Consider the following 14,372-nt stretch of genomic DNA (forward strand, 5'->3'; position numbering starts at 1 on the left):
GTTCGGGTTTCATAAAACAAAGGTAAGCAAAGGTAGCTAATTTTAAAACTTAACAACCAGAAATTTCCGCTGAGCCGTTTGATGAGCACCAGTTGCCGTGGAAAGATCTGAACGCACTCGGCCTTGACAAGGAGACTCTGTTCTTGTCCTTTTCTTGCCTGTCGACAAAATGAAAAAAGTTCCGTAAAATATTGATTTTACGGAACTTATCTTAGCTTTTCCACTATTTATCTTTAGCGTTCAGCGGAGAGACAGGCTCTCGAACTTATACTTTCAGAAAATATCATAGAATTACAATTTACTGATAATCAAATATTAATCAAGATACAGAGTAAAACTAAATCTTTCTAAATGTCTTTTGCTATCTCAATTATTGGGTGTATATTTGGGTGTAGAATTTCAAACGCACCCAATTATGAATATCAAACGTAACATCATTTTTGCATTGGAGAGCCGGAAAAAGAACGGTGTGCCAATCGTAGAGAACGTACCTATCCGTATGCGTGTCATCTTTGCCAGCCAACGCATCGAGTTTACAACGGGCTACCGGATTGACGTATCCAAATGGGATGCAGACAAGCAGCGGGTAAAGAATGGATGTACCAACAAGCTAAAGCAAAGTGCAGCCGAAATCAATACGGACTTGCTGAAATACTATGCTGAAATCCAGAATATTTTCAAGGAGTTCGAGGTACAGGAGGTCATGCCAACGACCCAACAGTTGAAAGAAGCTTTCAACATGAGAATGAAAACCAGCGAAGAACAGCCGGAAGAAGCCCCTGTCAGCTTTTGGGAGGTGTTCGATGAGTTTGTAAAAGAGTGCGGTAACCAGAATAACTGGACGGCATCCACCTATGAAAAATTTGCAGCAGTGAGGAACCACCTCAAAGAGTTCAAGGAGGATGCAACATTTAACTATTTCGACGAGTTTGGATTGAACGAATACGTCAATTTCCTGCGTGATACCAAGGATATGAGAAACAGCACCATCGGCAAGCAAATGGGATTCCTCAAATGGTTCCTGCGCTGGAGCTTCAAGAAAGGACATCATCAGAACATTGTATACGATACATTCAAACCGAAACTGAAAACCACCTCGAAAAAAGTGATCTTCTTGACTTGGGATGAACTGAACAAATTGAAAGATTATCATATACCGCATGACAAACAATATTTGGAACGTATCAGGGATGTCTTTCTGTTCTGTTGTTTCACGAGTTTACGATATTCGGATGTCCGTAACTTGAAAAGAAGCGATATTAAACCCGACCACATTGAAGTTACCACAGTCAAGACTGCGGACAGCCTGATAATCGAACTGAACGACCACAGCAAAGCCATTCTTGAAAAATACAAGGATGTTCATTTCGAGAATCACATGGCATTGCCCGTCATCAGCAATCAGAAGATGAACGATTATTTGAAGGAACTGGGCGAGCTGGCGGAAATCAACGAACCTGTACGGGAAACCTACTACAAAGGAAATGAGCGCATAGATGAAATCACGCCCAAATACGCATTGTTAAGCACCCATGCCGGAAGAAGAACATTCATCTGCAATGCGTTGGCTCTCGGAATCCCTGCACAGGTGGTTATGAAATGGACGGGACACAGTGACTACAAAGCCATGAAACCCTATATTGACATAGCGGATGACATTAGGGCAAATGCAATGAACAAGTTCAATCAACTATAAAAGTATCAATTAGTTTCATAGATTACCACCTTTGAATTATATTTGTATTCTGAAAATATCATAAGATGAACAACAACGGACATAACATAGAAAAGACGAACTTTGACGCATTTATAAATGCTGTCGGTTCGGAAATACAACAGGCACAAGTACGGCTGATTACCGCAGCCAATGCGCAAATGTTGTTCCATTACTGGAAAATGGGTAACTATATTCTCTATCATCAGCAACTGCACGGATGGGGAAGCAAAACCATCAAACAGTTGGCAAAGGCTATCCGGTTCAATTATCCCGAAAAGAAGGGCTATTCGGAACGCAACCTTACCTATATGTGTCAGTTTGCAAAAGCATATCCTTTGAGGGCATTGCAAAGTTTCATAGAAACGGATGCAAAGTTGATAGCTCCAAGTGTGGAGAAAATAGCAAACGAAGTACGCTACTTAAACGATGCGCAATTTACGCAAGAGCCTCTTGCGCAAATCCAATCCACTGATAACAATGAAATTATAATCACGCAAGAACCTCTTGCGCAAATTCATAATGTTGCCAGAACCGTATCTGATATTTACCGGATGGAAATTAAGGATATAGAAAGCGTATTCATGGCATCACCTGTTGCAAGAACCAATTGGGCAAGCCATGTGATAATGCTTAACAATTCAATTCCATTAGGTGTAAGCTATTGGTACATGAAGCAGTCTGTGGAAATGGGCTGGAGCAGCAATGCTCTTAAAATACAAATTGAAACCAACCTGTACAGCAGACAAATCAGCAATAATAAGGTAAACAATTTCACAGCCACGCTTCCTGCACCGCAAAGCGACCTCGCCAATTACCTGTTGAAAGACCCGTACATCTTTGATTTGGCTGGAACTAAAGAGAAAGCAGACGAAAGGGACATAGAAGAACAGTTGGTTAAGCACGTTACCCGTTACTTGCTGGAAATGGGCAATGGCTTTGCTTTCGTTGCACGACAGAAGCATTTCCAAGTCGGAAACAGCGATTTCTATGCAGACCTGATATTATATTCTATTCCACTGCACGCATATATCGTGGTAGAATTAAAGGCTACCCCATTCAAACCGGAGTATGCAGGGCAACTGAACTTCTACATCAATGTGGTGGATGATAAACTGAGGGGAGAGAATGACAACAAGACTATCGGGTTGTTGCTGTGCAAGGGAAAAGACGAAGTTGTAGCACAATACGCATTGACAGGCTATGACCAGCCGATAGGCATCAGCGATTACCAACTGAGCAAGGCTATACCTGAAAACTTAAAATCGGCTCTGCCAAGTATAGAAGAAGTGGAAGAAGAACTGGCTTCCTTTCTTGATAAAGACAAAAATCCATAAACCCAAGATATATGGCAGGAGAAATACTGATTATGATTCCCCAATACGGTGAACTCAACCGAATATACAGTGACTTTATTGTAAGCCATACTTTTTCTTTTGACAAGCAGAAATTCATCACGAACTTCTACAAGCAATACAATGACACAAAAGTTTTTGAAGCCGCTATCCTTGAATTGGTACTTGACAAGCAGAAAGAACAGTACACTCTGATTCTCGACAGTCTAAGAGCCGAGATAGAGAAAAACATGATGCTTTACGAAAAATATCCATTGCTTGATGATGAGATAATTTCTCGTGTGTGCTACCATTTCGCTGATAGATATAATATTGATATAGAGGAACAACTGGAGGTTACACAAAGACTAAACAAGCCTTTGAACGAGGCATATAACAGATATGATTCTATTGGTTACAGGGAACATACGGCAGAAGAAGAAAAGCAAGCCGAAAAGGAATATGAACGCTGCAAGGCTGAATATGAGAAAGAAAAAGAAGAACTGAACAGGCTTTATGAATTGCAAAAGCAAGCAAGAAAAGAGGCTTTCCAATATATAGAGAACTGCTGCGGAGATATTTATAAATTGAGTTTCCATTTTATGGAAATATTAGCAAAATATATTCCCGTAGCTAAAGATAAACCGGAAGAGCTAACCAAGCCAAGCGAACCCGATATGCAAGAAGAAGCGCCCAAAGAGGAACAATACGAATATTTCGACATGGAGTTGCTTTCGCTCGTTTACACGACCTGCGTAGGAGAACAATTCGAGAATATTTCCGAATATGATTTCTATGCTTGTATGAATCTGCACCCCGGCAAATGCAAGCTGAAAATAAAAACGAGAGAGAAAATACGTGTCTGCTACCTGATATTCCTGATGGGTGAACAACTGCCCAAACTTGACAGGGAGAATTGGAAAAAGAATATCCTCAAAATGCTGGATATTGAAGAGAACTATTACAAGTCAAAATACAAGGAACCTGTTTCCGATTTCCCAAGTGACAGCAACCAGAAGTTCGCCAAAGAAATGGACGCAATATTCCGATAATCCGTGATGTACCCTGACATATTACGAAACAACCACTTTTACCACTCAAACTAATTTTTGAGTGGTATTTTTATTGTCTGATATTCAAAGAAATAACAAGATATTCCATTTACATCAACCACATCCTTACCACTTACAAACCTTCCTAATTTTGCATCGTTCGAGAACGGAAATAACAGCCAGTGCGCAGGGCTGATTGTTAAACGACTAAATAGATTAGACGATGACAAATCTTCAAGAGTTATTATCAAAACCCGTCTGGCAGATGACAGGCGAAGAGTTCATATTCTTAAGCAAGCACGCTTCCGGTCAAACGGAAATGCAGCCACAGCCCGTTACGGACACAGAAAGGAAGTATGTGTACGGAATACTGGGCATTGCCAAACTGTTCGGGTGCAGCCTGCCCACTGCCAACCGCATCAAGAAAAGCGGAAAGATTGACAAGGCAATCACCCAGATAGGACGCAAGATTATCGTAGATGTGGAGCTTGCCCTTGAACTGGCCGGGAAGAAAACAGGAGGACGAAAATAACGGGAGGCATGGCTATGGACTATATTAAAGAGACTAAGGACATATCGGCAGAAGAAGCCATTATCCTTTGGCAAGCCTCACGTTTGAGCCTGTCGAAAAGTTATGAGAAAGCACCTGAAATCCTCAAAGTACATGGTTCTGTCATTGGGACATTGGGCAATTTCAGCGCATCCATCGGCAAAGCCAAAAGTAAAAAGACATTCAATGTATCGGCTATCGTAGCCGCCGCATTGAAGAACGGCACAGTGTTGCGGTATGTGGCGGAACTGCCGGAAGATAAGCGGAAAGTGCTTTATGTTGATACAGAGCAAAGCCCTTACCATTGCCTGAAAGTCATGACACGCATTTTGCGGATGGTCGGCTTGCCAGATGACAGGGACAATGAGAACCTTGAATTTCTCGCTTTGAGAAAATACACGCCTGAGCAACGTATCAGGATTGTAGAACAGGCTATCTACAACACTCCCGACATTGGTCTTGTAATCATAGACGGCATCCGTGATATGGTGTACGACATCAACAGTCCCGGTGAATCCACACGCATCATATCCAAACTGATGCAGTGGACGGACGACAGGCAGATACACATCCATACGATACTGCATCAGAACAAGGGGGATGAGAATGCGAGAGGGCATATCGGTACGGAGTTGAACAACAAGGCGGAAACCGTATTGCAGGTAGAAAAGGACAAGGGCAACGGTGACATCAGCCATGTTTCAGCCATTCACATACGAGCAATGGACTTTGAGCCTTTTGCGTTCCGCATCAACGACAAAGCCCTTCCCGAACTTATAGAAGGTTACAAACCCGAAACAAAGAAACCGGGAAGACCCGAAGAAGAGAAGTTCGACCCTTACAGGCATATCACCGAGCAGCAGCACCGCATCGCATTGGAAGCCGCATTCGGTCTGAAAGAGGAATATGGTTACAAGGAACTGGAAGATGCTTTAATCAAGACCTATATGTCCGTGGGTGTAAAACTGAACCATAAAAAGGCGGTATCGCTCATCACCATGCTCCGCAACAAGCGGATGATAGTGCAGGAGAACGGCAGGAAATACACCTTCATGCCCGACTTCCACTATTAGCCCATTTCCCTGCAATCACTTCACTTTATTCTCGGGGTGTATATATTAGGAATATAGTGAAGTGGTTGGGGAACGGGACTAAATCGCTTCACTTTATTACCGTATCCTATATATACGAGAATTTAGTGAAGTGGTTATAGACCGTACTTCCTAAAAAGGTACGGGCGAAAAGAAAAATGAATCAATTTACCAACTACTAAAACAATCATTTTATGGATATACAGACAGCCAAGCAAATCAGGATAGCAGATTTTCTGCACAGTTTGGGATATTCTCCCGTCAAGCAACAAGGTATCAACCTGTGGTATAAATCACCGTTAAGGGAAGAAGCAGAAGCTTCGTTCAAGGTAAATACCGAACGTAACCAATGGTATGACTTCGGTTTGGGCAAAGGTGGCGGTATCATTGAACTGGCTGCACACCTATATGCTACCGACCATGTACCTTACATCTTGAAACGGATAGCGGAACAGACACCATATGTGCGCCCGGTATCTTTCTCTTTTGGCAAGCAAAACTCTTCCGAGCCGAGCTTCCAACAGTTGGAGATTGTTCCGCTGTCATCTCCTGCCCTGCTTGCCTACTTGCAAGGTAGAGGAATAAATACAGAACTGGCGAAAAGAGAATGTAGTGAAGCCCGTTTCACCCACAACGGCAAGCGGTACTTTGCCATCGCCTTTCCCAATGTATCGGATGGATATGAAATCCGCAACCGCTATTTCAAGGGCTGTATCGCCCCAAAGGAAATCTCCCACATCAGACAATCAGGGAAAGCGAGGAATACCTGTTATGTATTCGAGGGGTTCATGGATTACCTCTCCTTTTTGACATTGAGACAGGAGAGCTGCCCGAATTATCCGGAGTTGGACGGGCAGGACTACATTGTATTGAATTCCGTATCGAATATAAACAAGATTCTCTATTCGTTGGGCAATTACGAACGCATTCACTGCTTTTTCGACAACGACCATGCAGGCATGGAAGCACTCCGGCAAATCCGCAAGGAATACGGCAGAAACAGATACATCCGTGACGCTTCGCAGACTTACAACGGATGCAAGGACTTGAACGAATACTTACAGAAACAGGCTGAGAGAAAAGGGCAAGTCCAATCCGTCAAAGGGGTGCGCAGCCAGTCACCGAAAAAGAAAAACGGCTTTCGGTTATAGCCCACTATAACTACACGCTCCGCTTTCGTAGTTGTGGGCTCTCCCGAGGGGATTAGGGCTTTGCCCTAATGACCCACTCAGGGCGTTTCTCCCCTGAGAACCCAGAGCAAAGAGTGACCCTCTCTTTGCAATCTCCGCTTATGGGTTGTACCCCTAAGAACCCCACTGCGGAAGCGAAGAAACAATCTATTGCGAACAATAAAACAGAACAGCTATGGCAACAAAATCAAGCATACATATCAAGCCTTGCAACATTGCATCAAGCGAGGCTCATAACCGTAGGACTGCCGAGTATATGCGTAACATCGGCAAGTCCAAAATCTATATCGTTTCTGAACTCTCTGTCGACAACGAACAGTGGATAAATCCCAGCTTCGGCACTCCCGACTTGCGGACGCACTATGATAACATCAAATGCATGGTCAAGGAAAAGACAGGTCGTGCCATGCAAGAGAAAGAGCGTGAACGCAAAGGCAAGAACGGCAAAATAATCAAAGTGGCAGGATGTTCGCCAATCCGTGAAGGTGTACTGCTCGTCAGGCCAGACACCACATTGGCAGATGTGCGTAAATTTGGCGAGGAGTGCAAACAACGCTGGGGTATTACTCCGCTGCAAATCTTCCTGCACAAAGATGAAGGACATTGGCTGAGCGGACAACCCGAAGCCGAAGACAGGGAGAGTTTCCAAATTGCTGGAAAGTGGTTCAAGCCGAATTATCACGCTCATATCGTTTTCGATTGGATGAACCACGAAACCGGAAAGAGCCAAAAACTCAATGACGAGGATATGGCAACCATGCAAACCCTGGCTTCCAATATACTTCTGATGGAACGTGGGCAGGCAAAAGCTGTTACAGGTAAAGAGCATCTGGAACGGAACGACTTCATTATTAAGAAGCAGAAAGCCGAACTGCAACGTATAGAGGAAACCCAAAGGCACAAGGAGCAGCAAGTAACTCTTGCTGAACAAGAACTCAAACAGGTAAAATCCGAGATACGCACGAACAAGCTCAAAAGCGTAGCCACCGATGCGGCCACCGCCATAGCAAGCGGAGTCGGTTCTCTTTTCGGAAGTGGAAAACTGAAAGAGTTGGAGCATAGCAATTCGGAACTGCATAAGGAAATAGCAAAACGTGATAAAAGCATTAATGGTTTGAAAATCCAAATGAAGCATATGCAGGAACAGTATGGCAAACAGATTCAAGATCTTCAAGGAATACATAACCAAGAACTTGAAGCAAAAGACAAGGAAATATCACGATTGAACACCATTCTTGAAAAAGCGTTCAACTGGTTTCCTTTACTCAAAGAGATGTTGAGAATGGAAAAACTCTGCTATGCCATCGGATTTACCAAAGATATGGTAAACAGTCTTTTGACAAAAAAAGAAGCAATCAGATGCAATGGGAAAATCTATTCCGAAGAGCACAGACGAAAGTTTGACATCAAGAACGATATTTTCAAGGTAGAGAAAAGTCCAACCGATAGCAGTAAACTTGTGCTAACCATAAACAAGAAGCCAATTGGAGATTGGTTCAAGGAACAAATGGAAAAATTGTGGCAAAGTTTACGTCACACGACAGAAGAACCAAGAAAAAATAGAGGATTAAAGCTATAATTTGATAATATCAAGCAAGTATCAGGATGTTTTTTCTTATTTTTGTCTGACAAAAATAATATATATAATATGAACTGGATATACAAAAACCACGAACTTAAAACATCGGGTTGTTATAATATGAACTTTCTGTTCAACAATGGTAAATTTTACATAATGGATAATCATTTAGCTGCTGCTTGGTGTTGGTTACAAAAAATAGACACATCCAAAAGATATGGACTATTTCATATTGACAGACACTATGATTTATTAAATAACCTGACCGATGATTTTATAGCAGAGAATAGGAGTGAATTAATTAATAAAGATTTCTTTTTTTACTTATCTTTAAAAGATAACATGAACAACCAAGCTATTAGATATGATAATTATATTGATGCTTTTAACAAACTACACCCCAATCTTCTACAGCAAATTTATTATGCAACACATAAAGATGGAACGGATCAAAATGGCACAAGTCTTGAGCATATAAATACATACGAGCCTAACTTGTGGGAATTAGATACTAATATTAATTATTGGCTCACTGAATGTCATAAAGATATAGACCAATGGATTGTTAATATTGACTTAGATTTCTTTTTTACAGGAGAAGATGGTGAGTGTTCTCAATTCATCACAAGAAAATACATAAAGAATATTTGTAAAGAGATAAAAAACTCACTGCCCAAAATAGATGTTGTAACAATTGCAATTAGTCCAGAGTTTTGTAATGGATGGGGGAATGCTTTCAATATATTGAGAGTAATCACTACTGAGCTAGATATTTATATGCCATATAAGTATAAAAGATATAAGAAACATTCTTTTTTATTTTAATGACAGCTATTTTAGTATACATCTTGAATACCCCTATTAAAGACATGATACTTATTAATGATTGCGATATAATTAGAGCAGATAAGCTAAATGAAATAGAAACAGTAGAATTTCCTAATTCCACTTGCATTTCAACGTGCCAATGGTGCAAACTAAGAAAAATAGTACATAAAGATTATAACTCATGCTATTGTGAAAATCCTATATGTAGATTAAAAAATACTCGTTCAACCATTTTCCCATTTATAAATATCCCTTTCCTCCAAGAACGAATATGGACAGAATGCGAAATTGGTTATTTTGATATTATAAAAAAGACAAAAGACTATAGACCGATTAAAATTGACCACATAATAATCAATTCCATCAAAGTACTAAGAATTTCTCAGCAACATCACTCATACGGTTATCGTTATGGTCGAGACGATCTTGAATTATCATATAGTTATGAAATTTCAGTAGAGATTTATAATCATGAGAATGAACAACATATCAATCACATATTCACATCAAATGATCTCATTCGGAAAGAGCCATGGGGCGAATATGATAAATCTAAAGCTCTAACAATGAAGTATCTATTTCAGAAGACTATTCCTTTGTTGATTGAATATGTAAAGTATCAAAAACCCATAAATCTGGTTAATTTCAACTACATTGAAAAAACATTGCCACAAAGAAACAATTATACCTCTAATGTTCATCGTTTTAACAAATCCGATGCACTGAATATTATATACAGCATGGAAATAAAAAATATAAATGGCAATAAAATTATCAGATTTGGAGCTAGAATGGGAGAATATATAAATTTCTATATAGCAAATCTAATAAATTCCATCCTAAATATTAATCTAAAATATGACATACAGACCAAAACAATATATTCAGAACTCCCATATATTTCCCAACAAAGAACATATGGTTCTTTAAAAGAATACATTTCTTGCCTGCTCTATTTAGGCATTATAAAAAACTATAATGATAATCTTGCAAAACAAGAGTATCTGATAGCAGTACCAATAGAAGGCCTTTCATTAACTTCCAAAATCAATTTTGTTGAAAAATTAATTCCAAGTAAAGAGTTAATTCAAATTTTCAGTTTCTTTTCAAATATGGATGCAACGCATTTTCAAGATGGCATAACTAGAGTTGGACGAGATGACAAAGAGTGGAAAGAATTATCTTTTACATTTCCTTTACTTTCGGATTTTAGACCAAATATGGCATTAATACAGAAAATAAATGAACTGCTACAAATAAAATTAACCTTTTACCAATCAAAAAATGATTCTAATTCGATAGGGTATTCTTATTTTGAAATATATGATGATGATTATATTGGAGGTTTGGCATGTAACAGAACAGATTTAGGATCTACTGAACTTAGAAAAACATCTTTTCACAAATTAGTTTGCGCTATTATGGATTACTATCTTCATAAACCCGAAGAATTCACTAAATTCACCAGTAACAATTAGATATTCAAAACTTTAACAGTTTAATATATAAACATTAATTTTTATCAAAAACACCCAACTTCACATTATCGGGTGTAAAGCTGGGTGCAATTCTTGTAAACTATTGATTTTCAATGTTTATTGCGGAGAGACAGGGATTCGAACCCCGGGTACCTCGCAGTACAACGATTTTCAAGACCGCCGCAATCGACCACTCTGCCACCTCTCCAAGACTCCTTTTCAGAAGTACTTTCTGTTGAAAGCGCTGCAAAGGTACGACTTTATTTTAAATAAGCAAATAGTTTACCAGTTTTTTTGCTATAAAATTTTCAAATCGTATTTTTGCATACGAATAATAAACGAAAGAAATAAATCATGATATACCCTCAGAATTTCGAACAGAAAATAGGTTTCGATTCCATCCGTCATTTACTAAAAGAGAAATGTCTCAGCACATTAGGTCAAGAAAGAGTAGATGAAATGAACTTCTCAGAATCCTTTAAGGATATTAATGAATGGCTGGAACAGGTGATGGAATTCATACGCATCATACAAGAGGAAGACAGTTTTCCCGACCAATATTTTTTTGATGTACGCCCATCACTAAAACGTATCCGCGTAGAAGGTATGTATTTGGATGAGCAAGAACTGTTTGATTTACGTCGTTCTTTAGAAACAATTCGTGATATCATCCATTTTCTGACACTGACCCCGAATGACGAAGAACAAGAAAACTCCCCCTACCCTGCCCTACAAAAACTGGCAGGAGATATTATCGTGTTTCCTCAACTCATCACGCGTATTAACAACATCTTAGACAAATTCGGAAAAATCAAAGACAATGCTTCTTCCGAATTATTACGCATCCGCAGAGAGTTGGCCTCGACAGCCGGAAGCATATCACGCAGTTTGAATGCAATTCTACGCAACGCTCAAGCAGAAGGTTATGTTGATAAAGATGTAACTCCTACCATGCGTGACGGAAGACTCGTCATCCCTGTCGCACCGGGATTAAAACGGAAAATCAAGGGAATTGTACACGATGAATCATCCACCGGCAAAACAGTTTTCATAGAACCGGCCGAAGTAGTGGAAGCAAACAATAGAATACGGGAATTGGAAGGAGAAGAACGCCGGGAAATCATCCGTATCCTGACAGATTTCTCTATCATAATCCGCCCACAGGTCCCCGCCATCCTCCAGTCATACGAATTTTTGGCAGAAATTGATTTCATCCGTGCCAAAGCCCATTTTTCCATTCAGACGAACGCCACCAAACCATCATTGGAAGACAAACAGATTTTGGACTGGACCATGGCCATACACCCACTATTGCAACTCTCGCTGGCCAAGCATAATAAAAAGGTTGTTCCTCTAGATATAGAACTAACTAAAAATCAACGCATTCTAATTATATCCGGACCGAATGCCGGAGGTAAATCCGTTTGTCTGAAGACTGTGGGATTACTACAATATATGTTACAATGTGGTATGCCGGTTCCGATGCATGAACGTAGCCATGCCGGATTATTCGGCAGTATCTTTATAGACATAGGTGACGAACAAAGTATCGAAGACGATCTGAGTACCTACTCCTCACACCTTACCAACATGAAAACAATGATGAAAAGCTGTAACGAACGCAGCCTTATCCTCATTGATGAATTCGGCGGAGGTACAGAACCACAAATTGGAGGAGCCATAGCTGAAGCTGTGTTGAAACGTTTCAATGAAAAGGGCACATTCGGCGTTATCACCACTCATTATCAAAATTTGAAACATTTTGCCGAAGATCACGAAGGAGTGGTTAATGGTGCCATGTTATATGACAGGCATTTAATGCAAGCTTTATTCCAATTACAAATAGGAAATCCGGGAAGTTCATTTGCAGTAGAAATAGCTAGGAAAATAGGTTTACCGGAAGAAGTAATAGCCGACGCATCCGAAATTGTAGGGAGTGAATATATCAATGCTGATAAATATCTACAAGATATCGTACGTGACAAACGTTATTGGGAAACCAAGCGTCAGAACATCCGCAAACGAGAAAAACAGATGGAAGAAACCATCGCCAAATACGAAGAAGAACTACAGGAACTGGAGAAAAGTCGTAAAGAGATTTTGCGAAAGGCCAAAGAAGATGCGGAAAGATTGATACAGGAATCAAATGCCCGAATTGAAAATACCATCCGTATCATCAAGGAAGCACAAGCCGACAAAGAACGTACACAATCGGCACGTCAGGAACTGACTGATTTTAAAAATCAGATAGAAGATATCGAGAAAAAGAACAAGGAAGATGAAATCATCCGGAAAATGGAAAAACTCCGTGAAAAACAAGAGCGGAAAAAAAACAAAAAGGATAAAGCCAAGACGGAATCTTCCCAACTGTCAATACCCAAAGAACAGCCTATCACTGTAGGTAGCACTGTAAAGATCAAAGGTCAATCCAGTGTCGGAGAAGTACTAGGAATTAATGGCAAAAATGCAATAGTTATGTTCGGAATGATAAAAACCAATGTAAAACTGGATAAGCTGGAACGTAGCACACCAATACAGCCCACCCAGAAAACAATGGTAAAAAGTACCTTCGTCAGCAGTGAAACACAAGATCGGGTATATGAAAAGAAACTAAATTTCAAACAAGATATTGATGTACGCGGTATGCGTGGCGATGAAGCGATACAGGCAGTAACTTATTTTATCGATGATGCCATACTATTGGGAATAGACCGTGTACGTATCCTTCACGGAACAGGTACAGGCATACTGCGCACCCTGATTCGCAGCTATTTGGGAAGTGTTCCAGGAGTAGCACACTATCAAGACGAACACGTACAATTTGGTGGGGCAGGTATTACTGTAGTAGACTTAAAATAATATTTTAATAGAATAAGAGGCTGTTTTTAATTAATTTTCTCTATATTCGCACTAAAATTAGAGAAAATTAAAAGCAAAGGTGGCAGCGGGAACTTCTCATACAACTATAAGTATTAAGCTTAATGAGCAAGGGTTTCATGATATTTTCAATAAATATTATGTAACTCTATGCTTATTTGCCAATCAATATACAGAAAACCAAGAAACTTCAGCAGATATTGTACAAGATTCATTTGCCAAACTATGGCAAATAAGAGAAGATTTTTTTTATCTGCATCAGGTAAAAGCATTTTTATATACAGCTGTACGCAATAAAGCACTCAATGAACTGGAGCATTCAAAAGTAGTATATGAATACGCTCAAAATGTCATCGAAAAGAAAAAGGATTCCTTTTTTCACGATGCAATCGTTGAAGAGGAAACTTATCGTATCGTTTCTGAAGCCATAAATAAATTACCTGACCAAATGAAAGCCATTATGCAACTATCTCTGGAAGGGAAAAAAAACGCAGAAATAGCAGACAGACTAAACATATCTACAGAAACAGTCCATACATTAAAGAAAATAGCCTACAAGAAACTCAGAGAGAATTTGAAAGACTACTATTACTTCCTCTTGTTCTTTATATAAAAAGACATTAATTTGTTTTTTTTCAAAAAAAGTCGTTTTATTATTCACCCAAATTTCAAACAGACC

12 protein-coding genes and 1 tRNA gene are annotated in these 14,372 nt (G+C 39.7%); 12 read left to right on the top strand and 1 reads right to left on the bottom strand.

What is annotated here, in order from left to right; all coding sequences use genetic code 11:
- The first annotated feature begins 62 nt into the window (after positions 1 to 62).
- The 10 genes from RE317_RS17255 to RE317_RS17300 all read left to right on the top strand — a co-directional run bounded on the left by RE317_RS17255 (position 63) and on the right by RE317_RS17300 (position 10,816).
- Positions 63 to 173 (top strand): DUF4099 domain-containing protein, encoded by a 111-nt coding sequence (locus tag RE317_RS17255; RefSeq protein ID WP_259321095.1) that lies wholly within the window; start codon positions 63 to 65, stop codon positions 171 to 173.
- Positions 174 to 415: 242 nt separating this feature from the next.
- A complete protein-coding gene (locus RE317_RS17260) occupies positions 416 to 1,696 on the top strand; it encodes a site-specific integrase (protein ID WP_117652896.1) in 1,281 nt (426 codons plus the stop codon).
- A gap of 65 nt (positions 1,697 to 1,761) precedes the next feature.
- Positions 1,762 to 3,051, top strand: coding sequence for a YhcG family protein (locus tag RE317_RS17265; protein ID WP_117652897.1), 1,290 nt, complete (start codon positions 1,762 to 1,764; stop codon positions 3,049 to 3,051).
- A gap of 11 nt (positions 3,052 to 3,062) precedes the next feature.
- On the top strand, positions 3,063 to 4,100 hold the full coding sequence (locus tag RE317_RS17270) for a hypothetical protein (RefSeq protein WP_117652898.1): 1,038 nt from the start codon (positions 3,063 to 3,065) through the stop codon (positions 4,098 to 4,100).
- Positions 4,101 to 4,323: 223 nt separating this feature from the next.
- On the top strand, positions 4,324 to 4,632 hold the full coding sequence (locus RE317_RS17275) for a DUF3853 family protein (RefSeq protein WP_009121544.1): 309 nt from the start codon (positions 4,324 to 4,326) through the stop codon (positions 4,630 to 4,632).
- Between the two features lie 14 nt (positions 4,633 to 4,646).
- Positions 4,647 to 5,723 carry an AAA family ATPase gene (locus RE317_RS17280; protein ID WP_117652904.1) on the top strand — a complete coding sequence of 359 codons (1,077 nt, stop codon included), beginning with the start codon at positions 4,647 to 4,649 and terminating at the stop codon, positions 5,721 to 5,723.
- A 212-nt stretch (positions 5,724 to 5,935) separates the two neighbouring features.
- Complete coding sequence (locus RE317_RS17285; RefSeq protein ID WP_117652899.1) at positions 5,936 to 6,892, top strand: toprim domain-containing protein; 957 nt, start codon at positions 5,936 to 5,938, stop codon at positions 6,890 to 6,892.
- 214 nt (positions 6,893 to 7,106) lie between these two features.
- The gene (locus RE317_RS17290) at positions 7,107 to 8,510 is read left to right on the top strand and encodes a mobilization protein (RefSeq protein WP_117652900.1); all 1,404 of its coding nucleotides are present in this window, start codon (positions 7,107 to 7,109) and stop codon (positions 8,508 to 8,510) included.
- Between the two features lie 156 nt (positions 8,511 to 8,666).
- Positions 8,667 to 9,335 (top strand): hypothetical protein, encoded by a 669-nt coding sequence (locus RE317_RS17295; RefSeq protein WP_133302556.1) that lies wholly within the window; start codon positions 8,667 to 8,669, stop codon positions 9,333 to 9,335.
- 44 nt (positions 9,336 to 9,379) lie between these two features.
- Positions 9,380 to 10,816: a hypothetical protein gene (locus RE317_RS17300; protein WP_133302557.1), complete on the top strand. Its 1,437-nt coding sequence runs from the start codon at positions 9,380 to 9,382 to the stop codon at positions 10,814 to 10,816.
- A gap of 123 nt (positions 10,817 to 10,939) precedes the next feature.
- On the opposite strand, the gene RE317_RS17305 is transcribed toward RE317_RS17300, so the two are convergent.
- Positions 10,940 to 11,024: transfer RNA gene (locus RE317_RS17305), tRNA-Ser, on the bottom strand.
- Positions 11,025 to 11,170: 146 nt separating this feature from the next.
- Here RE317_RS17305 and RE317_RS17310 point away from each other — a divergent pair.
- The gene (locus RE317_RS17310) at positions 11,171 to 13,675 is read left to right on the top strand and encodes an endonuclease MutS2 (RefSeq protein WP_117695292.1); all 2,505 of its coding nucleotides are present in this window, start codon (positions 11,171 to 11,173) and stop codon (positions 13,673 to 13,675) included.
- 79 nt (positions 13,676 to 13,754) lie between these two features.
- Positions 13,755 to 14,306 (top strand): RNA polymerase sigma-70 factor, encoded by a 552-nt coding sequence (locus RE317_RS17315; protein WP_005841792.1) that lies wholly within the window; start codon positions 13,755 to 13,757, stop codon positions 14,304 to 14,306.
- Positions 14,307 to 14,372 lie beyond the last annotated feature (66 nt).

Origin of the sequence: Phocaeicola sp. GP0067 (genome assembly GCF_031119655.1) — a bacterium.
Lineage (GTDB): Bacteria > Bacteroidota > Bacteroidia > Bacteroidales > Bacteroidaceae > Phocaeicola > Phocaeicola vulgatus.